At 72.8% G+C, this 20,039-nt stretch carries 21 protein-coding genes, 1 pseudogene and 1 riboswitch; of the genes and pseudogenes, 5 read left to right on the top strand and 17 right to left on the bottom strand.

Annotated features, from left to right (window positions below; genetic code table 11):
• Positions 1-345: 345 nt before the first annotated feature.
• Positions 346-579 carry a hypothetical protein gene (locus ACYVOO_RS22005; RefSeq protein ID WP_461017392.1) on the bottom strand — a complete coding sequence of 78 codons (234 nt, stop codon included), beginning with the start codon at positions 577-579 and terminating at the stop codon, positions 346-348.
• 98 nt (positions 580-677) lie between these two features.
• Positions 678-1,919, bottom strand: a complete 1,242-nt coding sequence (locus ACYVOO_RS22000; protein ID WP_461017391.1) for a helix-turn-helix domain-containing protein — start codon at positions 1,917-1,919, stop codon at positions 678-680.
• A 302-nt stretch (positions 1,920-2,221) separates the two neighbouring features.
• Between ACYVOO_RS22000 and ACYVOO_RS21995 the strand changes: the two genes are divergently transcribed.
• On the top strand, positions 2,222-2,749 hold the full coding sequence (locus ACYVOO_RS21995; protein ID WP_461017390.1) for a GNAT family N-acetyltransferase: 528 nt from the start codon (positions 2,222-2,224) through the stop codon (positions 2,747-2,749).
• A gap of 255 nt (positions 2,750-3,004) precedes the next feature.
• The gene (locus ACYVOO_RS21990; RefSeq protein WP_461017389.1) at positions 3,005-3,301 is read left to right on the top strand and encodes a hypothetical protein; all 297 of its coding nucleotides are present in this window, start codon (positions 3,005-3,007) and stop codon (positions 3,299-3,301) included.
• Positions 3,302-3,455: 154 nt separating this feature from the next.
• Here the strand turns inward: ACYVOO_RS21990 and ACYVOO_RS21985 are convergent, their stop codons facing one another.
• The 4 genes from ACYVOO_RS21985 to ACYVOO_RS21970 form a co-directional block, all read right to left on the bottom strand.
• A complete protein-coding gene (locus ACYVOO_RS21985; protein WP_461017388.1) occupies positions 3,456-3,743 on the bottom strand; it encodes a hypothetical protein in 288 nt (95 codons plus the stop codon).
• A gap of 118 nt (positions 3,744-3,861) precedes the next feature.
• Positions 3,862-4,566 carry a dienelactone hydrolase family protein gene (locus ACYVOO_RS21980; protein ID WP_461017387.1) on the bottom strand — a complete coding sequence of 235 codons (705 nt, stop codon included), beginning with the start codon at positions 4,564-4,566 and terminating at the stop codon, positions 3,862-3,864.
• Between the two features lie 118 nt (positions 4,567-4,684).
• Entirely contained in the window at positions 4,685-5,869 is a 1,185-nt protein-coding gene (locus ACYVOO_RS21975) for an alkaline phosphatase PhoX (protein WP_461017386.1), read from the bottom strand.
• 387 nt (positions 5,870-6,256) lie between these two features.
• Positions 6,257-7,336, bottom strand: a complete 1,080-nt coding sequence (locus tag ACYVOO_RS21970; protein WP_461017385.1) for a transglycosylase family protein — start codon at positions 7,334-7,336, stop codon at positions 6,257-6,259.
• Positions 7,337-7,450: 114 nt separating this feature from the next.
• Positions 7,451-7,636, bottom strand: a riboswitch (cyclic di-AMP (ydaO/yuaA leader).
• 447 nt (positions 7,637-8,083) lie between these two features.
• On the opposite strand from ACYVOO_RS21970, the gene ACYVOO_RS21965 reads away from it, so the two are divergent.
• The gene (locus ACYVOO_RS21965; protein WP_461017384.1) at positions 8,084-9,478 is read left to right on the top strand and encodes an MBL fold metallo-hydrolase; all 1,395 of its coding nucleotides are present in this window, start codon (positions 8,084-8,086) and stop codon (positions 9,476-9,478) included.
• A gap of 46 nt (positions 9,479-9,524) precedes the next feature.
• Here ACYVOO_RS21965 and ACYVOO_RS21960 read toward each other — a convergent pair whose 3' ends face one another.
• The gene (locus ACYVOO_RS21960) at positions 9,525-9,824 is read right to left on the bottom strand and encodes a metal-sensitive transcriptional regulator (protein ID WP_453348522.1); all 300 of its coding nucleotides are present in this window, start codon (positions 9,822-9,824) and stop codon (positions 9,525-9,527) included.
• Positions 9,825-9,903: 79 nt separating this feature from the next.
• Here ACYVOO_RS21960 and ACYVOO_RS21955 point away from each other — a divergent pair, with 79 nt between their 5' ends.
• Positions 9,904-10,518: a rhodanese-like domain-containing protein gene (locus ACYVOO_RS21955; RefSeq protein ID WP_461017383.1), complete on the top strand. Its 615-nt coding sequence runs from the start codon at positions 9,904-9,906 to the stop codon at positions 10,516-10,518.
• Positions 10,519-10,557: 39 nt separating this feature from the next.
• Here the strand turns inward: ACYVOO_RS21955 and ACYVOO_RS21950 are convergent, their stop codons facing one another.
• The 10 genes and pseudogenes from ACYVOO_RS21950 to ACYVOO_RS21905 all read right to left on the bottom strand — a co-directional run bounded on the left by ACYVOO_RS21950 (position 10,558) and on the right by ACYVOO_RS21905 (position 19,293).
• Complete coding sequence (locus ACYVOO_RS21950) at positions 10,558-11,352, bottom strand: response regulator (RefSeq protein WP_461017382.1); 795 nt, start codon at positions 11,350-11,352, stop codon at positions 10,558-10,560.
• An 87-nt stretch (positions 11,353-11,439) separates the two neighbouring features.
• Positions 11,440-11,607 (bottom strand): hypothetical protein, encoded by a 168-nt coding sequence (locus ACYVOO_RS21945; RefSeq protein WP_461017381.1) that lies wholly within the window; start codon positions 11,605-11,607, stop codon positions 11,440-11,442.
• A 37-nt stretch (positions 11,608-11,644) separates the two neighbouring features.
• Positions 11,645-12,562 carry an oxidoreductase gene (locus tag ACYVOO_RS21940; RefSeq protein WP_461017380.1) on the bottom strand — a complete coding sequence of 306 codons (918 nt, stop codon included), beginning with the start codon at positions 12,560-12,562 and terminating at the stop codon, positions 11,645-11,647.
• A gap of 64 nt (positions 12,563-12,626) precedes the next feature.
• Positions 12,627-13,886 carry a bifunctional 3-oxoadipate enol-lactonase/4-carboxymuconolactone decarboxylase PcaDC gene (pcaDC, locus tag ACYVOO_RS21935; RefSeq protein ID WP_461017379.1) on the bottom strand — a complete coding sequence of 420 codons (1,260 nt, stop codon included), beginning with the start codon at positions 13,884-13,886 and terminating at the stop codon, positions 12,627-12,629.
• Between the two features lie 599 nt (positions 13,887-14,485).
• Complete coding sequence (gene pcaB, locus ACYVOO_RS21930; RefSeq protein WP_461017378.1) at positions 14,486-15,898, bottom strand: 3-carboxy-cis,cis-muconate cycloisomerase; 1,413 nt, start codon at positions 15,896-15,898, stop codon at positions 14,486-14,488.
• Positions 15,885-16,487 (bottom strand): protocatechuate 3,4-dioxygenase subunit alpha, encoded by a 603-nt coding sequence (gene pcaG, locus ACYVOO_RS21925; RefSeq protein WP_461017377.1) that lies wholly within the window; start codon positions 16,485-16,487, stop codon positions 15,885-15,887. Before pcaG ends, pcaB begins: the two co-directional genes overlap by 14 nt.
• The gene (gene pcaH, locus ACYVOO_RS21920; protein ID WP_461017376.1) at positions 16,487-17,254 is read right to left on the bottom strand and encodes a protocatechuate 3,4-dioxygenase subunit beta; all 768 of its coding nucleotides are present in this window, start codon (positions 17,252-17,254) and stop codon (positions 16,487-16,489) included. The genes pcaG and pcaH overlap by 1 nt, the downstream gene beginning before the upstream one ends.
• A 265-nt stretch (positions 17,255-17,519) precedes the next feature.
• Positions 17,520-17,708: pseudogene (locus tag ACYVOO_RS21915) on the bottom strand (3-oxoadipyl-CoA thiolase); the annotation flags it as partial.
• Positions 17,709-17,779: 71 nt separating this feature from the next.
• Positions 17,780-18,460, bottom strand: coding sequence for a CoA transferase subunit B (locus ACYVOO_RS21910; protein WP_461017375.1), 681 nt, complete (start codon positions 18,458-18,460; stop codon positions 17,780-17,782).
• Positions 18,460-19,293 carry a CoA transferase subunit A gene (locus tag ACYVOO_RS21905; RefSeq protein WP_461017374.1) on the bottom strand — a complete coding sequence of 278 codons (834 nt, stop codon included), beginning with the start codon at positions 19,291-19,293 and terminating at the stop codon, positions 18,460-18,462. The genes ACYVOO_RS21910 and ACYVOO_RS21905 overlap by 1 nt, the downstream gene beginning before the upstream one ends.
• 270 nt (positions 19,294-19,563) lie before the next feature.
• Here ACYVOO_RS21905 and ACYVOO_RS21900 point away from each other — a divergent pair, with 270 nt between their 5' ends.
• A complete protein-coding gene (locus tag ACYVOO_RS21900; RefSeq protein WP_461017373.1) occupies positions 19,564-20,001 on the top strand; it encodes a MarR family winged helix-turn-helix transcriptional regulator in 438 nt (145 codons plus the stop codon).
• Positions 20,002-20,039: the final 38 nt, after the last annotated feature.

Below are 20,039 nucleotides of genomic sequence, written 5' to 3'. Positions count from 1 at the left end.
CAGCTTCACCGCACTGCTGCGACAGCACAGCGGCGAAGGTCTCTCACCTCCACTCGGAAAATCAGCGCCTCACGGCGCACGATTGTCGCGTCCCACTCGCGCCCGGCGGGCCGGATCTCCCAGCGCATCCGCCCGGGCGGAATCTCGGCGCTCACCGCCGAGGGCCTTTCCGTGTGCATCGTCGACAGCTGCACGGTGGGAAGACGCTGCTCGTGGGAAGCGGCTCCGGAATGGGATCGGCCACCACGAGCGTGGCGGGGCCGCGCTCCAAGGTGCGCGAGTTCACCCTGTAGATCTTCATCGTCAGTCCCGGGTGTCCGGTGGCTGCCGCAGGCGTCACTCGCATCAGGGAGCCACCGCCCCACGTCGATGCGGGAGGTCGGTGCGCGGAGTCAGCAGGCGGGAAAGCGCCGCGTGCAGCAACTCGGCCTCGACGCGTGACAGCACCAGCGGTGCGTCGCCCTGATGATCATCGATCTTGTGGAGGGACAAGGGGATACGGATCTCCCCCGTCGCGCTGTCGGTGGTTGCTACAGCCCCGTCCTGGGGTGAGGCGTGCCAGCCTCGGACGCCGCCCATGCCAGCTCCTTCGCCGCGTGGTCAGGAGCCTGCGACTGTAGGAGCGCACAAGCGCGGACAGGGGGGCGATCTGTCCCCCTGTCCCAGGCTGTCCCCTTCTACGGGGCGGCGATCCCCACCTTCACCGCGAGATCCCCTGCCTCGTCCCGCAGGGCACGCGGTGCCTTCCGCCACAGCTCCGCCGTGGCGGTACGGGCGGAGGGTGTGTACGCGACAGTCTCCGCGCCGATCGTGTGCGCGCGCTGCATGACGTGCAGCGCGGCCGTCGTATCCCCCCTCTGGAGGTGTCCGCGGGCGACCTCGACCCACAGCCGGGCCCGGCGCTCGATGGAAGGCATCACGTCGGGGTCGATGTCGTCGGCCAGGCCCAGAGCCTTGTGGGACTTCATCAAGTCGGTCGCCACGGATACCTCGTGGAAGTCGACGTTCGCCCGGCCGAAGACGGTGCTCGGATGAACGTAGCTAGCGGGCAGCGACTTCGCGGTCTGGTGCCCGGCGTCCCAGTACCGCCAGGCGTCGCCCTCGCGTCCGTCACGCGCGCAAGTGACCGCAGCGTGCAACTGGAGTGCGCCGTAGATGCCCCGCCAGTCGTCCGGTGCCCCGTCCAGGTGCGGGCGGATCAGCTCGGCGGCCTCGGTCGCCGTCCGCAGCGCCTCCTCCGGATACGCCGTCTCGCGCAGGATGTTGCCCAGGTTCCACGCGGCAGCGGCTATGGCGGCAGGTGCGTCAGCCTGCTGGGCGGCAGCCAGCGCCCGGTCGGCGACCACCCACGCCAACTCGGCCGGGGCCACGTAGGCAGTGGCCTGCCCGGTGAGCCGGTAGGTGTCGGAGAGCGCGACCAGCGCGGCCCGGCGCTCCGTCCCGTCCAGAGCACGGACCGCGGCCTCCGCCTCCCTGATCAGGTCCGGGAGCAGTGCCCCGACCTCGGTCCTGTTCTGCTTGGAGGTGTGCCACAGCCGCCAGGTCTGGTCGACGCGGCCCTGAAGCAGGGACACATCGACCGGCTCGGTTGCCGCCGGGGTGAAGCCGCGGTTCATCACGGCCGCCCAGATGTCCGGCATGGCCGGGTGGTTGAGCCTGCCGAGCGGTACGGGCTGCACGATGTCGGAGTCCCCTCCAGTGAGGGCGGACAAGTCGGCGAGCTGAAGCGCGGCAGCCAGCCGCAGCAGCAACGTGTAGGAATCGAGGTCGCGTTCGCCTGTTTCGATTTTCTTGAGCCAGTCGGGACCGCGCCCACACAGCCCGGCGAGAACTGCCCGGCTCATCCCGCGCGACTCGCGGAGGCGGCGGACGCGTTCGCCGGTACTGAGGTCTGCTGGAGTGTCGTCGTACTGGGGCATACTGGCCCTCCCGTTCTCGACCTGGACACTTGCGACGGTACGCCTCCGGCCGCTGCCGGGGCAGTGGTCCAAGGCCCTCAGTGCCCGGGGGGCTTCGTCTTACCGGGCCCCGCGCCGCTCGGGCGACCGTGCTGTAACGCTGTGCGCAGGGGAACGCCGGCCGTATGGCCGACGTGACGCTCTCATCAGGCCGAGTCAGAGCCAGTCGCTGAAAACGTTTGAGCAGCAACTTACGAACGCTGCCCCGGATGCCACTGTCACACGTGAATGGACCGAAGCTCACTACGCAAGGAAGACGCCTCATGCCCCTCACGATTAAGCATTACGGACACGCGGACGCCCCCGCTCTGCGGGAGGTGCTGCTCGATATCCACGATGCCGTTTACCGCGACGACCAGGACACCTTCCACAGCCGAGCGCGCTTTGCCGAGTTCGTCGATTCGTGGTCGGGAAAGGGCTCGTGGAGCTGTGTGATCGGCTACGACGGTGACGAAGCCGTCGGCTTCGCTTACGGGGCCGCGTTCCAACCGGGCGGCTGGTGGAAGGGCTCACCACTACCGCAGGACTACGGGTCGGAAGCAACCTCCTTCGCACTGTCAGAACTGATGATCCGCGAGGGCTGGCGCAAGACGGGAGCCTCCTCGCAACTCCACGACGCACTGGTCAGCCAGAGAGCGGAGGACCGCGTCACGCTGCTGGTCGACACCGAGCACCCGAAAGTACAGAAACTGTACGAATCATGGGGGTACCGGAAGGTGCAGGAACAGCGCCCCTTCAGCGACTCGCCGCTGTTCGCCGTCATGGTCAAAGACCTTCGCAACGGCACGTGAGCGCGCTGTGGAGAGTCGGGGCCCGTCGACCACCGGGGCTCCGGTGACCGGGGGCGGATGACTCGTCGGACCATCCCCGCTTGCGCGGGGACGACGCGTCGCTCACGGAGGAGCTGCATCCGCTGGCCGAACGTCAGCGGCTCGGCTCACCGGCCCCGCCCCACGGGCCCCGAGGTGGCTGAACGGATGTGCCTCTCCGTCCGTACCCAGTGAAGAGGTCAACCGAATCCGAGCGACGAGGGGCAGGGATCGACGATGCAGCGACCATCTGGACAGATGACCCGGGGTGCGCTCTTCGTGGCCGGGACGGCGGCGGCGTTGCTGTCCGTCGCCGCGCCCGCGATGGCGAGCACAGCGCAGTACTGCGGCGCTGGGCGCGGTCTGACCGCCGAGGTGGCGGTCCAAGGCGCGATCGACGACGCGCAGAACTCGGCGAGCGGCGACGGCAGGTTCCACTGCGAGCTGGAGGGCCAACCGCAGATCTTCGAGATATTCGACGATCCGAACTTCGGCCACATATTCCGCGCCAGCGTCATCATGAACTGCGATTGACCACCCGCCGTACCCGTCGGCGCGAGGATGAGCGTGCTGGACACCGCAGGCTGTGCCGGTAGCGCTTCCCCGCCGAGGGCGGAAGGCGCGCTCTCCTCGCGCCCGTACGGCCCCGGCCGTCCCGTGCCCTCGTCCGAGGGCACGGGAGCGGGGCTCAGGAGGGGCGGGAGAAGTTCTGGCGGGAGGTGTTCTGGACGTTCTCGGCGTGCGGGCGCTTCACCGGGGTCGTGTGGGCGACGTGGTCCGTGGCGCGGTCCGGGGTGGTCTCGGCCTTGCCCGTGACGTGCGCCGGGACCTCGGGGACGGGCCCCGCGCCCTGGGCCTGCGCGCTGCGCGCGCCCTCGTCGTCGCCCGCCAAGCCCGTGGCGCCCGCCGCGCCCGCGCCGCCCACCACGCCCGCCGCCGCGAGGGCGGCTGCGGCGATCACCATACGCATGCGCATCGTTCGTCTCTCCTGTCGTCGGCTGTCGTCGGTCGTGTGACGTTGCTGTTGTCCGCCACACGGCGCCGATAACGGGAGCGGGCCCGAAGACACCCGAACGGCCCCCGGCCGCCCCCGGTCAGCCCTCGCCGAGCCGGGCGCGGAGGAAGGCCAGGGTGCGGTCCCAGGCCGTGGCGGCGGAGGGCGCGTCGTACGTCGCCGGGTTCGCGTCGTTGAAGAAGGCGTGGCCCGCCGGGTAGAGGTGGAAGACCGGGGTGATGCCGGACTGGGCCTCGATCGTGGCGCGCAGTTCGTCCAGCGACGCGAGGGGAACCGTCGGGTCCTGCTCGCCGTAGTGCCCCTCCACCTCGGCCTTGAGCCCCGAGAAGTCGGGGAGGGCGCCCGGGATGACGCCGTAGAAGGGGACCGCCGCCGAGACGCGGGGTTCGCGGGCCGCCAGCGCGAGGACGAAGCCGCCGCCCATGCAGAAGCCGACCGCGCCCACGGTCCCGCCCGTCGTCTCCTCGCGGCCGAGGAGGTAGTCGACGGCGCCGGAGAGGAGCCGCGCGCCCTCGTCGGTGGGCAGCTCGGACATCATGCGGGCCGCCTCGTCGGCGTCGTGGGCCACCTGGCCGCCGTAGAGATCCGGCGCGAGGGCGACGAAACCGGCCTCGGCGAACCGGTCGGTGACCTCCGCGATGTGGTCCGTCAGACCCCACCACTCCTGGATGACGACCACGCCGGGTCCCCGGCCCGAGGGCGGGAGGGCGAGGTAACCGTGCGCGGTACCGGCGTCAGTGGTGCTGGGGAAAGTGACGTTCTGGCGGGGGTTCGCAGCGGTCACGGTGACTCCACGGTTCGGGGAGGGGAATGGGGGCGTGTCCCGAGCGTAGGGGTGCGGGCTGTGGATCGCCTGGCACGGTCCGTCGTACGGCGGGCCGTGCCAGGCCGGGGCGGGCGCTTCAGGCGCGGAAGGGCCCCGTGACCTCGAACGTCACGCCCGCCGACGAGCTGTTGCCCGTCCCGCGCTGGCTGGAGAAGTAGAGGCGGCGCCCGTCGGGCGAGAACGCCGGTCCTGTGATCTCCGAGCCGCTGTGCCCCGTGACGCGCAGGAACGGGGCGACGACGCCCTGCGGGGTGATCACGCAGATCTCCATGTTGCCGCCGTCCTCCGCGACGTAGAGGTCGCCGGACGCGGTGCCGGTCACGTTGTCGACGCCCGTCAGCGGCGCCTGGCCGCCCGTCACCAGGCTGTCGTCGTAGGCCAGCTCGATCGTGTCGGCGGCGCAGTCGAGCTGCCAGACGCGGTTGTCGCCCTTGGTCGTGAACCAGCAGGTGCCGTTCGCGTAGTAGCAGCCCTCGCCGCCGTCGAAGTGCTTGGCCGCCGCGACCTGCGCCCGCGTACGGGTGCCGAAGACGCCCGGCGACGGGTTCGGCACCGCGGCCCAGCCGACCGGGCCCGACGTGCCGTCGCCCATGGTCAGCACCTCCAGCGTGCCCGTGGACAGGTCGCCCCACGTGGCCGGCCGGAAGCGGTAGAGGCAGCCGTCGCTCTCGTCCTCGGTGAGATAGACGACGCGGCGGTCGGGATCGGCGGCAGCCGCCTCGTGCTTGAAGCGGCCCATCGCACTCCTGCGCGCGGCAGAGACGGTGCCCCACGGGTCGGTCTCGTAGACGTAGCCGCGGTCGATCTCCTCGCAGGAGAGCCAGGTGTTCCACGGGGTCCGGCCGCCCGCGCAGTTCACGCTGGTGTTGCTCAGCACGCGGTACGCGCCCGTCACCGCGCCCGAGGAGGAGAAGCGCACGGCGCTCGCGCCACCGGTGAGGGCGACCTCGGAGTTGGAGACGTAGATCCAGCCGCCGCCGCTGTCGGCGAAGCAGGCGCCGCCGTCGGGCGCCGGGTGCCAGGTGTACGAGGTGCCGGAGACCGCCTGGCCCGATCTCGCGATCACCCTGCTCGTGAAGGACTGCGGCAACTGGACGCCGTTCGCGTCGGCGGGGCCGAGCGCCCCGTACGGGCCGGTGCCCGGCTGCGCCGGGTCCGCGTGCGCGGCGCCGCGCCACAGCGTGCCGCCGAAGACGGCGGCCGAGCCGGTGAGCACGGCCGCGCGCAGGAAGGTACGACGCCGGAAGTCACGGCGTTCCACGGTCACTCCACGTTCCACGGTCACTCCACTCGACGAGTCTGCGGTGCCCGGCGGTGTCGCGTCCGCCGGGGAGAGCGGTGGTGCGTGCGGTGCGTGTGCCTTGGTGCCTTGCGGGTGCTGCCCGTGCTGCCCGTGCTGCCCGTATGGCCGGTACCGCCGGTACGGGACGGTCCGGTCCGGTCCGGGCGGGGTGGAACCTAGCGCTCGGGCGTGACCGGCGCCACAACTCCCCGTGAACCGGAGGCGCGACGGAGCGGGGCCGAACGCCGGATGCCCGGTGTCCCTGGCGGGGACACCGGGCATCGGTGTGGCTTCGCCTGCCGCTTTCCGGAGGACGCGTGTGGCCCGCGCCCTCCGGTCCGTTGCGGGCGTAGGGGAGGGAACGCCTCAGACGGAGAGACCGTGCGACTGGAGGTAGCTCACGGGGTCGATGTCGGAGCCGTAGTCGGGACCGGTGCGGACCTCGAAGTGCAGGTGCGGCCCTGTGCTGTTGCCGGTCGAGCCGGAGACGGCGATCTGCTCGCCCGCGTCGACCTGCTGGCCGGGCTGGACGGAGGAGGAGGTCAGGTGGCCGTACTGGGTGTACTTGCCGTCGTCGTTCTTGATGACGACCTCGTTGCCGTAGGCGCCGCCCCAGTCCGCCGAGACGACGGTGCCGGAGGTGACCGACTTCACCGGGGTGCCGGAGGAGGCGGAGAAGTCGACGCCGGTGTGGCTGCCGCTGGACCAGGAGCCGCCGGACGCCTTGTACGGGGTGCTGGTGCCCGCGTCGACCGGCTTGACGTAGTCGCTGGAAGCGGACTGGCCGTCGTCGGAGCCCGCGTCCGAGGTCTCGGCGGTCTTGGAGGCGCCGCCCTGCGGCTGCGTCTTCACCTCGTCGCCGGAACCGGAGGCGGAACCGGAGAGGGTCAGCTTCTGGCCGGGGACGATGACGTTCGGGTCGCCGCCGATGGTCTGGCGGTTCGACTCGTACAGCTTCTTCCAGCCGCCCTCGACGCCCTCGGACTTGGCGATCTTGGCGAGGGTGTCACCGCTCGCGACGGTGTACGAGCCCGAGCCGCCCTGGGGCTTGCTCTGCTGCTCGGTCTGCTTCGGCTGCTCGGTCTGCTGCGGCTGCGCGGACTTCGTCGCGGAGTCGTCGGAACCGGAGCCGGAACCGGAGTCGGGGTTCACGTCGGGGGAGCCGCTGTTCTGGCTCAGCCCGGCCTTGGGGCCGCAGTTGGGCCAGGCGCCCGGACCCTGCTTGGCCAGCACCTTCTCGGCGATGGCTATCTGCTGGTCCTTGGTGGCCTTGTCGGCGGTCGGCGCGTACTGCGAACCGCCGTAGGCGTCCCAGGTGCTCTTGTCGAACTGGACGCCGCCGTAATAGCCGTTTCCGGTGTTGATGGACCAGTCGCCGCCCGACTCGCACTGGGCGACCTTGTCCCAGGTGCTGACGTCGGCGGCGTGCGCGTTCGCGGCGCCCATCAGCGGAAGGGCGATACCCGCGCCACCTGCGGCGAGAGCGAGCGAGACGCGGGAAATGCGCCGCGCGTTACGGCCATTGGACTGTCGGTTAACGCTTTCGCGTGCAAACACAGAAGTGTTCCTCTCCTACGCCTGCGAGGTGAGCTGTCGGATTCGGGCTGGAGTTGCCCGGCCACCTGCGCACATGCCCGTGGCATGTGCGCGAGGGGGCTTCACCCCAAGCCGGTCGCGTTTCCGCGACGCGGCACTTACCTGTGGTTCCCCCGCTCCTGCCGCCCTTGGGTCGGGTGATTTCCGCTGACCGGGCGGCAGGATTCGGCGTCCCGGTCACGGGCCACCGCATGGGACGTGCGATGGCGGATGCACCGTAAACAGATGGAATTCGCGGGGACAACTAAAGACAGGGAAGGAGAGCCATGTGGGGACCCGCGCATTTCTCATACGGAGTGTCGAATAAGTCCGTAAGAGAACGCTGTGCGCAGGGCATTCGAAACACGCGTGCCGCGTCCGCGTCAAAACCGGAACCCTTTCGATCTTGCCTTCCTGTGTCGCTCCTCACGCACCTCCTGTGGAACGCGTCACGTCATTTCCGGCTCGCGCGGGGGCACTCGGCACGATGCCGGGCGTGTGTGGAATACCCCCTGGGGTACCCGTGTTACGGTCGATGATGGATACCCCGGGGGGTACATGAACGAGTCGGTCCGGGAGAACCGGAGCGAACGGAGAGCGGAGAGGAGAGGGTCGGCCGTGTTCTTCGTCGACACCATCGGGACCGAGGGCCTGGGCAACCGCGGCTATCTGGCGGGAGGCGCGACGGAAGCCGTCGTCGTGGACCCGCCCCGCGACATCGACCGCGTGCTCGCGGCGGCGGCACGCAGGGGCGTGCGCGTCGGCCTCGTCGCGGAGACCCATGTGCACAACGACTACGTCAGCGGAGGCCTGGAGCTGGCCCGCGTCACAGGCGCCCGCTATCTCGTCCCCGCCGAGGCGCACGTCGCCTTCGCCCGCGTGCCCGTACGCGACGGCGACACCGCGACGGTCGACGCCGGCGCGGGCCTGACGCTGCGGGCCCTCGCCACCCCCGGCCACACCCCGCACCACACCTCCTACGCGCTGGAGGAGAACGGCCGCGCCGTGCTGGCCTTCACCGGCGGCTCCCTCCTCATCGGCACCACGGGCCGCCCCGACCTGGTCGAACCCCGGCTGACCGAGCCGCTCGCCCGCGCCCAGCACGCCTCGGCGCGCCGGCTGGCCGACGAACTGGCCGACGACGTGCGCGTCCTGCCCACCCACGGTTTCGGCAGCTTCTGCTCCTCCGGCGGCTCCGGTGGCTCCGGCGCGGGCTCCGGCGGCTCCGACGGCTCCACGACGATCGGCGAGGAACGCGCGCACAACGACGCGCTCACCCGCGACGTGGACGACTTCGTCAAGGACGTACTCGCCGGGCTGGAGGACGTGCCCGCCTACTACACGCACATGGCCCCGGCCAACGCCTCGGGCCCGGCCCCCCTGGACCTCACCCCGCCCCGCCCCGCCGACGCGCACGACCTCGCGCGGCGCCTGGCCGAGGGCGAGTGGGTGGTGGACCTGCGCTCGCGGGTGGCGTTCTCCGAGGGGCACCTCGCGGGCGCGTTCAACTTCGAGGGCGACGGCAAGCTCGCCACGTATCTCGCCTGGCTGATCCCCTGGGGCAAGCCCGTCACCCTGCTCGCCGAGACCCCCGGGCAGATCGCGGCGGCGCAGCGCGAGCTGGCCCGCGTCGGCATCGACCGCCCGGCGGCGGCGGCGACCGGAGGCCCGTCCTCCTGGCTGCGTACGGGCGAGCGCCCGCACTCCTTCCCGCGCGCCGGCTTCGCCGACCTGGCTGCGGCCAGGGAGCGGGACGGCGGCGAGGGGATCGTGGTGCTCGACGTGCGCCGCGCGTCCGAGCGCGCGAAGGGCCACGTCGAGGGCTCGTTCCACCTCCCCGTCCACGAGGTGCACGGCCGCGCCGACGAGGTGCAGCGCGGCGTGGTGTGGGTGCACTGCGCGAGCGGGATGCGCGCCGCCGTCGCCGCCTCGATGCTGGCCGCCATGGGCCGCGACGTGGTCGCCGTCGACGACGCCTTCCGGGCCGAGGACTGGGTGCGGGGCGCGGAGTGAGGGGGTGCGGGCCCGGACCGGGTCAGGCCGGAGAGCCCGCGCCCGGTCAGGCCAGGGAGAGGAAGAGCTTCTCCAGACGGGCCCGCATCTGCTCGCGGTCGGCCGCCTGGACGGCGCCGTCCTCGCCGTCGGCGCCCGGCTCCGCGAGACAGCGCTGGAGACCGGTGGCGATGATCGCGAACCCGGCCTTGTCCAGCGCGCGCGATACGGCCGCGAGCTGTGTGATCACGTCCTCGCAGTCCCTGCCCTCCTCGATCATCCGGATGATCCCGGCGATCTGGCCCTGCGCCCTGCGCAGCCGGTTGAGAACCGTCTTCAGGTCGTCGGCCGCCAGTTCAAGATCCACGGCTTCTCCTCACGTATACCCTCTGGGGTATAGCGTACCCCCGGCGGAGCCGGTGCCACCGAACACGAAGGACCCTCCTGTGACCACCCCTCCCTCCCCCACCCCCACTGCCACGTCCTCCACCGCCCTGGCTCCCGTCCAGGCGCGCCCGCGCCTGGACGAGTTCACCGTCGTCGACGTACGCGCCCCCGGCGAGTACGCCTCCGGACACCTGCCCGGCGCCCACAACGTCCCCCTCGACCGGCTCGGCCGCGCCCTGCCCGCGCTGCGGCACGCGGCCGGGCGGCGCCCCCTGCTCATGGTCTGCGCCTCCGGGGCGCGCTCGGCCAAGGCCGTCGGCGCCTTGGCCGACGGTGGGATAGCCGCCTCCCGGCTGGCCACCCTCACCGGCGGCACCAGCGCCTGGACTGCCGAGGGCTACGAGGTGGACAGGCCGGAGACGGGCCGCGCGACCTGGGCCATGGAACGCCAGGTGCGGCTGGCGGCGGGCTCCCTCGTGCTGCTGGGCCTGCTCGCCGACCTCGTGCTGCCGGGCGCGCGCTGGCTCTCCGCCGCGATCGGGGCCGGGCTGGTCTTCTCCGCGCTCACCGACACCTGCGGCATGGCCGCGCTGCTCGGCAGGCTCCCGCACAACAGGCGCGGCGGACGCGCGGCGGACCTCGACGCGACCCTGACCCGGCTGACCGCCGACTGACTCCCGACCGGTCCCGGCCCCCCGTCCCGTGCGAGGCTCTCAGGCGGAGCCGTGCCGCTCCGTGCCGGGGGCGCCGGGGCCGTGTGCCGGGGCCGGGGGGCGGCCCTCGCGGTGGTAACGGCGCTCGGGGCGGCCCGTGGTGCCGTACCGGAGGGTGACGCGGGCGCTGCCCGTCGCCACGAAGTGCTCCAGATAGCGGCGCGCGCTCACCCGCGACAGCCCGCTGCGCTCGGCGCACTCGGAGGCCGAGACGCCCTCGCCCTCCACGCCCGCGTCGAGCGCATCCCGCACGAGCGCCGCCGTCTGCTCGGTGAGCCCCTTCGGCAGCGAGGCGGGCGTCCGCCCGCCGCCGTGGCCCTGGGCCGCTCCCGCGCCCAGCGCGCCGCCCGCGCCGCCTGTCCCGCCGAAGAGGCGGTCCACGTCGTCCTGGCCCGGCGCCGCCAGGGCCGCCAGCTCCTTGCGGCGCTCCGCGTACTGCCGCAGCCGCTCCTGGAGCAACTGCCCCTCGAAGGGCTTGATGATGTACTGCACGGCTCCGCCGCGCTGCGCGCCCCGTACCGTTCCCGCGTCCCGTGCGGCGGTGACGACCAGCACGTCGGGACCGCCCTCGGGGGCCCCGCCGCCGCGCAGCTCGCGCAGGACCTCCAGGCCGGGGATGTCCGGGAGGTAGATGTCGAGCAGCACCAGATCGGGTGCCAGCTCGCGCACGGCCGTCAGCGCCTCGGCGCCGCTGTGGGCCACGCCAGCGACGGCGAAGCCGGGCTCGCGCTCGACCAGGGTGCTGTGCAGCCGGGCGACCATGAAGTCGTCGTCGACGACAAGGACGCGGATCACTGGCCTCTCCTTCCCGGTGGCCGCCGGTGGCCGCCAGTGGCCCCTGTCGGCCCAGCGGCCCTGGTGAGCGGGGCCGTCCAGGGCCTTTCAGGCCACGGTAGCGCACGCCCGCAAGGCCCCCGGTGCCCGTCCACCGGGCCGTACGGGCCCCGCGCCCGTGCGGCGGCGCAACGATCCGGCCACCGCGTCGGCCACCGCGCCGATCACCGTGTCGGGCACCGCGTCGGCCACCGCGCCGATCACCGCGTCGGCCACCGTGGCCCCGGAAACGCTCCCGCACGCCGCACCCGCGTCACAGCGCCCCGTAAGTGACCCCCGTGAGCTGCTCCGACGCGGCCCACAGCCGCTCGGCCGCCACGTCGTTACGGGTCCACGGCGCGCGCCACGACGGGCCGGGGCCGCCCCGCAGCCCGAGGAAGCGCGGGCCCGTGAAGGAGTCGCCCCGCACCTCGGGGGACGTCGCCGCGTACAGCGTCGGGGACGCGCCCTGCTCGGCCGAGGTCGCCACCAGCACGCCACCTGCCCGCATGAACAGCTCCGTGGCGCGCCGCCCGGCCAGGCGCGGGCCCTTGGCCTGAAGCTCCGTCGACGCGTAGCCCGGGTGCGCGGCGGCGGCGATCAGGGGCACGCCCTTGCGGTCGGCGCGACGGGCCAGCTCGTGCACGAACAGCAGATTCGCGGACTTCGAAGCCGCGTAGGCGAGCCAGCGGCGGTAGCGGCGCTCACTGTTGAGATCCGCTATGTCGATGTTGGCCAGCGTGTGCGCCATGCTCGACACGGAGATCACACGCGGGCCAGGCGCGGCCAGCAGCCGCTCCAGCAGCAGCCCCGTCAGCGCGAAGTGGCCCAGGTGGTTCACGCCGAACTGGGTCTCGAAGCCGTCCGCCGTGCGCGCGTACGGCACGGCCATCAGACCGGCGTTGTTGACGAGCAGATCGACGCGCGCGCAGGGCAGCGACTCGGTGAAGGCCCGCACGGAGGAGAGATCGGCGAGGTCCAGCTCTCTGAACTCGGCCGCCGCCTCCGGCACCTCCTCCTGGAGCCGGTCCCGCGCCTCCTGGCCCCGTCGCACGTCGCGGCAGGCCATCACCACCCGCGCGCCGCGCCGGGCCAACTCCCGTGCTGTCACATATCCCAGCCCGCTGTTGGCACCGGTCACGACGACGGTGCGGCCCTTCTGATCCGGAATGCTGCGCGCCGTCCAGCCCATGCGGGTCAGGGTAGGCGCAGCGCCTGCGCGGGGGGAGGCCGCCGACGAGGCCGGTTCCCCGGGGTCACCCCTGGTCCGTGCCGCCCCGGTCCGTGCCGCCGGATGCCGGGGCCGCGCCGTCCAGCTCGTCGAAGACCCGCTGCGCGATACCGAAGGCCGCGTTCGCCGCGGGCACACCGCAGTAGACGGCGCTCTGGAGGAGGACGTCGCCGATCTGCTCGCGCGTCAGGCCGTTGGTGAGGGCCGCGCGCACGTGCATGGCCAACTCCGCGTGGTGCCCGTGCGCGATCAGCGCCGTCAGCGTGACGCAGCTCCGCTGCTTGCGGTCGAGCGCTTCGCCGGTCCAGATCTCGCCCCAGGCGTAGCGGGTGATGAAATCCTGGAAGCGCGCGGTGAAGGGCGTCGTCCCGGCGACGGCGCGGTCCACATGCGCGTCGCCCAGCACCGCGCGGCGCACCGCCATCCCGGCGTGGTGGCGCGCGCTGTCGTCGCCGTAGCCGCCCAGGTGGGTGAGCAGCGCGTCCGTCACGGCCTCGGGGCGCTCGGTGTTGGCGAGGTGCGCGGCTCCGGGGATCTCGGTCAGGGCCGCGCCGGGCACGCCGTCGGCGATCTCGCGCGCGTGCGACGGTGGGGTCGCCGGGTCCTCACGGCCCGCGACGGCCAGGGTCGGCGCGAGGACGTCGCCGAGGCGGTCGCGCAGATCGAAGGCGGCGAGCGCGTCGCAGCAGGCGGCGTAGCCCTCCGGATCCGCCGTGCGCAGGTCCTCGACGAGCGCCGCGCCGCGCGGGGTCGTCTCGAAGCCCGGCGCGAACCAGATGCCGGGGCGGGTGTCCACCATGGCCTCGGTGCCCTTGGCCCGTACGGTGGCGGCGCGCTCGCGCCACGTCTCCGGTTCGCCGAACCTGGCCGACGAGCAGACCAGGGTCAGCGAGGCGACCCGGTCCGGGTGGTGCGTGGCGAGGTGGAGGCCGACCGCGCCGCCGAGCGAAATGCCCGCGTACGCGAACGTGTCCCAGCCCTGGGCGTCCGCCAGCCGCAGCACGGCGGCCGCCAGGTGGGCGACGGTGGCGGAGCCGTCGGAAGGCAGCAGCGCGGAGGGGGTGGACGCGGAGGGGGTCGAGCCGTGGCCCGGCAGGTCCCAGCGCAGCACGCGGTGCGCGCGGGTCAGGGCGGGGAGCTGGGGGTCCCAGACGGCGAGCGACGTGCCGAGGGAGGGGCCGAGGATGAGGGGGGCGCCGTCCGGGGGGCCGTCCAGACGGTGGTGGGGGATGAGGGGCGGCACCGGGTCCGGCGCCGGGTCCGGGGTCTTCGCTGGGGTGGGCATGGTGACGATTCTTCTCCGGGGGCGGGTCCCCTTCGCGGGGTGCGGAAGGAAACGGGGGGTTCTGGTTGTCCGGGGGTGTTGCGCGGGACGGTTGGCCGGTGTGGTGGGCACTGTAGGGTCCCGCGCTGATTTTTGTGCGGCTTCACGGGGGTGCCGTCGTGTGGCGGGGCGCCGTTGTTTTTCGGGTGCGGGTGGGTGGCTTCGGCGCGGTGTGTGGTTGCGGTGCGGTGCGGCTTGCGCCGCGTGATTCCGGGTTTCGACCGTGGTCGTGTGGGGTTGGTGTGTGGTGGGGGTCGGTGCCGCGGTGTCGGTTTTTCGGCTGCCTGTACATACTCGTCGCCACCACTTGCGGGGACACCCCACCACGTCCCCTCCCACCCGGTGGCCAACTCTCGGCCGGTGACCCCTCCGCTTGTTCCCATGCTGTGTGCCGGTGCCGTGCCGGAGGGGCTTCGCCCCTGTCGGGGTAGCTGACGGCGACGGCGCCCCACTGTTGTGGGCAGGCGTTCCGCATGGCGAGGGGGTACCTCCCAGCGTTAGCTGGGGGAGGGTGGGCACAACCCACCCACCGGCCCGCAGCCGCGCAACGAAACCCCTGGTTAAGGGAGCAGGCGCTTCGGGGTGCGGGCCAGGGCGCGGTCGGTGAGGGTGGGGGCTGAGCCGGTGTAGTGGGTGGGGTCCGTGAGGTCGCGGAGGCGTTCCTTCGAGAGGAGGCGGCGCAGTTCCGGTTCCTCTTCCTCCAGGGCCTCGTCCAGGGCGATCCCCTCGTCCACCGCCTTGCGCGACGCGTCGGCCAGCAGCCGCTTGGCCCGCGCACGCCCCAGCAGCGGCCCGAGCGCGGCGGCGATGCGCTCACTGACGATGAGCCCGTCGGTGAGCGCGAGGTGCTCGTGCATCCGGTACGGGAAGACCCGTAGGCCCTCCGCGAGTTCGGCCGCGTCGCGGCACGCGCCACCCGTCAGCCGCAGCAGCTCCCGCAGCGGCTGCCACTCGGCGTGCCAGGCGCCGCCGGGCCGTTCGTCCTCGGCGACGAGGGAGTGGAGGAGGGTGGCGGCCAGCGCCGGTGCCTGTCGGGCAGCGGCGGAGATGAGGGTGGCGCGCACGGGGTTGCTCTTGTGCGGCATCGCGGACGAGCCGCCACCGCTTCCCTCGGCGACCTCGCCCAGCTCCGTGCGCGAGAGCACCAGCACGTCGGCGGCCAGCTTCCCGAGCGCGCCGCAGGCGAACGCGAGCGCCGAGCCCAGGTCGGCGACCGGTGTGCGCAGGGTGTGCCAGGGCAGGGCGGGTTCGGTGAGGTCCAGTTCGCGTGCGTACGCGGCGAGCAGGCGCAGTCCGGTGTCGTCGGCGCCGTCCCCCGCGCGGGCTTCCGCCTGTGCGTCGAAGGCGGCCAGCGTGCCCGCCGCGCCGCCGAGTTGGGCGGGCAGCGTGGCCCGTACGGAGGAGAGCCGGTCGTGCGCGTCCAGCACGAGGCTGCGCCAGCCCGCCGCCTTGAGCCCGAAGGTGGTCGGGACGGCGTGCTGGGTCAGCGTCCTGCCGGGGAGCGGCGTCTCACGGTGCTCGACGGCCAGCGCGCGCAGGGCCTCGGCCGTACGGGTCAGGTCTGGCAGCACCCCGTCCAGGGCGCGGGCCGACATCAGGACCAGGGCCGTGTCCAGGATGTCCTGGCTGGTGGCGCCCCGGTGGACGTACGGGCCGCCCTCGGCGCCCGCCGCCTCGGTGAGGTCGGCGACGAGTGGGATCACCGGGTTGCCGCCCGCGCGGGCGCGCAGTGCCAGGTCGCGGGCGTCGAAGCGGTCGGCGCGTGCCGCCGCTGTGACCGCTTCGGCGGCGGCCTCGGGCGCCAGGCCCAGCGTCGCCTGGGCGCGGGTCAGCGCGGCCTCGGCGTCGAGCATGGCCTGGAGGATCGCGCGGTCGCCCGTCGCGGCCTCGGCGGCCGAGCCGGCGCGTACGGGCGAGAGCAGCCCCGCGTCGGAGCCTGGAGCCGGGCCCTCGCCCGAGTCAGTGGAAGTCAAGGAAGACCGTCTCCTTCTCCCCTTGCAGCCGGATGTCGAAGCGGTACGAGCCGTGGGGCCCGGCCGAGGCCACCAGCGTCTCGCGGCGGGCCGGTTCCAGCGAGGTGAGGAGCGGATCGGCGGCGTGCGCCTCGGCGTGTTCGGGGAAGTACAGCCGCGTGAACAGGTGGTGGAGCAGTCCCCGCGCGAAGACGCACACGCTGATGTACGGCGCGTGCCCCGGGCGTGCGCCCGGGACGAGGGTGCGGGCGGCCCACTGTCCGTCGGCGTCGGTGGCGATACGGCCGAAGCCGGTGAAGTCCACACCATTGCGGCCGAGGTAGCCGCCGTCGACGGGGTCCCTGCGCAGTGAGCCGGGCGCGCCGGTCAGCCCGCCCGAGGGGTCGGCCTGCCACAGCTCGACGAGCGCGTCGGGCACGGGCTCCCCGGCGCCGTCGTAGACGTGGCCGTGCACGGTGACGGTGCCGGGGCGGCCGGGGGGCGCGAGGTCGCCGCCGTCGGGGAAGGGCAGCGCGTACCCGTAGAAGGGGCCGACGGTGTGAGAGGGGGTGGGGCCGAGGGGCGTGGCGGGGGTGTTTGCGGCGGTCATCAGCGGCCTTCCTCGATCCAGGTGGCGGACGGGCCGTCCAGCACGATGTCCCAGCGGTAGCCCAGCGACCACTCGGGCCGCGACAGGCCGTGGTCGTAGGCGGCGACGAGCCGCTGACGTGCCGACTCGTCGGTGACGGACTGGAGGATGGGGTCGTACGCGAACAGCGGGTCGTTCGGGAAGTACATCTGCGTCACCAGGCGCTGGGTGAACGCCGTGCCGAACAGCGAGAAGTGGATGTGCGCCGGGCGCCAGGCGTTGTCGTGGTTGCGCCACGGGTAGGCGCCGGGCTTGATGGTGGTGAAGCTGTAGCTGCCGTCGTCGCCGGTCAGTGTCCGTCCGACGCCGGTGAAGTTCGGGTCCAGGGGCGCCGGGTGCTGGTCGCGGTGGTGGGCGTAGCGGCCCGACGCGTTGGCCTGCCACACCTCGATGAGCTGGCCGCGCACGGGCCGCCCGCCGCTGTCCAGGAGCCGCCCCGAGACGGTGATCCGCTCGCCCTGCGGTTCGCCCTCGTGCTGGCGGGTGAGGTCGTGGTCGATGGCGGTGACGTCGGTGGGGCCGAAGACCGGGGTGTGCAGCTCGACGGTCTCGGGGTCGCCCGCGACGCCGACGAGCGGCTGCTTGGGGTGGCGCAGCGCGCTGCTGCGGTAGGGCGCGTAGTCGCGGGGCGGGTGGTCGGCGGCGGGCGCGCCCGCAGCGCGGGACTTCTCGTACGCCTCGCGCAGGTCGGCGACCTCGCGGTCGATGTCGTGCTGAGTGAGTGCCATGACTCCTCCTGAACTGCTGCGGTCAGTGAAGAAGCGTGGGGGCTCGGAGGCCCGGTCGCCCGTGCGTGCCGTGCGTGCCGTGCGTACTGTGCGTCGGCCCGGTGCGGCCCGGTGCGGCCGGGCGCTGCCGGGAGCCGCCGCGGAGAGCTTTCCCCGCGCGTCGGCGCGCGCCCCGGCGGCGTGGTCGCCGCGACCTCGGTGACCTCTGTGGCCTTCGAGGTCTCCGTGGCCGGGCCCGGTGCCGAGTGCCGCCGGACGCCGGGTGTCACCGTTCGAGGACCAGCGCCAGTCCCTGCCCGACGCCGGTGCACGGGGAGGCGACGCCCACGCCTGTGCCCTTGGCGGCGAGCTGGTGCGCCACGGCGCCGGTGAGCCGGGCGCCGGAGGCGGCGAGCGGGTGGCCGATGGCGAGGGCGCCGCCGCGCGGGTTGACGAGCGCGGGGTCCAGCTCGGGGAGCAGGGCGCCGCCGTACTTGCCGGCCGGGGTGCGGACGGCGTCGACGATGTAGACGTCGCGCGCGCCGTTCACCGGGAGCCTCCCGAGGCCGTACCGGGCGCTCCACCGGAGACGTCGCCGGGCACGGCGACCGGTGCGCCGGTCTTCGTCACGACCTCGTCGGACGTCACGCCCGGCGCCGTCTCGACCAGCACGAGGCCCTCGTCCGTGACGTCGAGGACCGCGAGGTCGGTGATGATCCGGTCGACGCAGCCCTTGCCCGTGAGGGGCAGCGTGCACTCGTCGACGATCTTCGGGGTGCCGTCCTTCGCGGTGTGCTGCGTCAGCGCGACGACGCGACGGGCGCCGTGGACGAGGTCCATCGCACCGCCGATGCCCTTGATCATCTTGCCGGGGATGGCCCAGTTGGCGAGGTCACCACGGGCCGAGACCTGCATGGCGCCGAGCACGGCGGCGTCGATGTGGCCGCCGCGGATCATGCCGAAGGAGAGCGCGGAGTCGAAGAAGGAGGCACCGGGGAGCACGGTGACCGTCTCCTTGCCCGCGTTGATCAGGTCCGGGTCCACCTCGTCGTCCGACGGGTACGGGCCGACGCCGAGGATGCCGTTCTCCGACTCCAGCACGACGTGCACACCGTCGGGCAGGTGGTTGGGGATCAGCGTCGGCAGCCCGATGCCGAGGTTCACGTAGGAGCCGTCCGGCAGTTCCAGCGCCGCCCGCGCGGCCATCTCGTCCCTGGTCCACGCCATCAGTCCCGCTCCGTCCCTCGCGCCGATGCCTGTCCCGATGCCTGTACCGCTGTCTGCGCCGGTTGTCCTTGTGCCGTCGGCGCGGAGACCGTGCGCCGCTCGATCTGCTTGTCCGCCGCCTGCTCCGGGGTGAGCGCCAGCACGTGCTGGACGAAGATGCCCGGCAGGTGGACCTCGTCCGGGTCCAGCGCGCCCGGCTCGACCAGCTCCTCGACCTCGGCGACGGTGACCCGTCCGGCCATCGCGGCGAGCGGGTTGAAGTTGCGGCTCGACTTGTTGAAGACGAGGTTCCCGTGCCGGTCGCCCTTCGCCGCGCGCACGAGGGCGACGTCGGTGCGGATGCCGCGCTCCAGCACGTACTCGGCACCGTCGAACTCGCGCACCTCCTTGGGCGGGGAGGCCAGCGCGACGGTGCCGTCGGGGGCGTAGCGCCAGGGCAGGCCGCCCTCGGCGACCTGGGTGCCGACACCGGCGGGGGTGTAGAAGGCGGGGATGCCGCAGCCGCCCGCGCGCAGCCGCTCGGCCAGCGTGCCCTGGGGGATCAGCTCGACCTCCAGCTCGCCCGACAGGTACTGGCGCGCGAACTCCTTGTTCTCCCCGACATAGCTGCCGGTGACGCGCGCGATGCGCCCGGCGGACAGCAGGACGGCGAGGCCCGACTCCATGGCGCCGCAGTTGTTGGAGACGACGCCGAGCCCGCTCACGCCGGAGTCGTAGACGGCCTGGATGAGCACGTTCGGCACGCCGCTGAGGCCGAAGCCGCCGACGGCGAGCGACGCGCCGTCGCTGACGCTGGCCACTGCCTCGGCGGCGGTGGCGACCACCTTGTCCATCGCTGCGCGCACTTCCCTTCAGGGCGCCTCCGCGGCACCAACTGCTCAGTGTGCTGATTAAATCTTCGACGTTGCGAAACGCTGCCACCGCCAGGTCAGCACGTCAATACTTCCGCAGTAGCGGGTTTTCGCTCGACACTCCTTCCCTTTCCGGGGGAGAATCAGTCAGCACGCCAATCAAGTGGGCGGGTCTGTTTCCATACGCCGCCGACGCGCCGACGCGCCGCCGGAACGCCGTCAGTAGGTTGCCAGTACGCGAGGGAGAGCCCAATGGCCGCGGTCGATCTGAGCACGCACCCGGGCCATCTGGCCAGGCGTCTCCAGCAGGCGCACAGCCTGCTGTGGGGGGCCATGGTCTCCGAGGAGACCACATCGCCGCAGTTCGCCGTGCTCAACGCGCTGGAGGAGAAGCCGGACATCGACCAGCGCACGCTGAGCGAGCATGTGCACCTGGACCGCTCCACCATCGCCGATCTGGTCGCCAGGCTGTGCAGGCGCGAGCTGGTCGAGCGGGTGCGGGACCCGCTCGACGGGCGGCGCAACGTGCTGAAGCTGACGGCCGAGGGCAGGCGCGTCCACAAGAAGCTGGTCACCCGCACCGCCCGGATGAACCGGGTCTTCCTCGCCCCGCTCGCAGCGGACGAGCAGGAGCAGTTGCTGCGGCTCATCGCGCGGGTGGCGGGCGCGGCGGAGGATCTGCGGGTGTAGGGGCGGGGGCGTCGCGGCCCTGGCGTCGACGACGGGGC

The organism is Streptomyces daliensis, assembly GCF_054782395.1.
The sequence above is the reverse complement of the archived record's forward strand: the minus strand, read 5'-3'. Positions and strand labels throughout refer to the sequence as shown.

Coding starts and splice junctions, on each gene's coding strand:
- ACYVOO_RS22005 (WP_461017392.1), bottom strand. CDS start 579: ATGGGCGGCGTCCGAGGCTGGCACGCCTCACCCCAGGACGGGGCTGTA.
- ACYVOO_RS22000 (WP_461017391.1), bottom strand. CDS start 1,919: ATGCCCCAGTACGACGACACTCCAGCAGACCTCAGTACCGGCGAACGC.
- ACYVOO_RS21995 (WP_461017390.1), top strand. CDS start 2,222: ATGCCCCTCACGATTAAGCATTACGGACACGCGGACGCCCCCGCTCTG.
- ACYVOO_RS21990 (WP_461017389.1), top strand. CDS start 3,005: ATGCAGCGACCATCTGGACAGATGACCCGGGGTGCGCTCTTCGTGGCC.
- ACYVOO_RS21985 (WP_461017388.1), bottom strand. CDS start 3,743: ATGCGCATGCGTATGGTGATCGCCGCAGCCGCCCTCGCGGCGGCGGGC.
- ACYVOO_RS21970 (WP_461017385.1), bottom strand. CDS start 7,336: ATGGGCGCCGCGAACGCGCACGCCGCCGACGTCAGCACCTGGGACAAG.
- ACYVOO_RS21940 (WP_461017380.1), bottom strand. CDS start 12,562: ATGGGCTGGACGGCGCGCAGCATTCCGGATCAGAAGGGCCGCACCGTC.
- pcaDC (WP_461017379.1), bottom strand. CDS start 13,886: ATGCCCACCCCAGCGAAGACCCCGGACCCGGCGCCGGACCCGGTGCCG.
- pcaG (WP_461017377.1), bottom strand. CDS start 16,487: ATGACCGCCGCAAACACCCCCGCCACGCCCCTCGGCCCCACCCCCTCT.
- pcaH (WP_461017376.1), bottom strand. CDS start 17,254: ATGGCACTCACTCAGCACGACATCGACCGCGAGGTCGCCGACCTGCGC.
- ACYVOO_RS21910 (WP_461017375.1), bottom strand. CDS start 18,460: ATGGCGTGGACCAGGGACGAGATGGCCGCGCGGGCGGCGCTGGAACTG.
- ACYVOO_RS21905 (WP_461017374.1), bottom strand. CDS start 19,293: ATGGACAAGGTGGTCGCCACCGCCGCCGAGGCAGTGGCCAGCGTCAGC.
- ACYVOO_RS21900 (WP_461017373.1), top strand. CDS start 19,564: ATGGCCGCGGTCGATCTGAGCACGCACCCGGGCCATCTGGCCAGGCGT.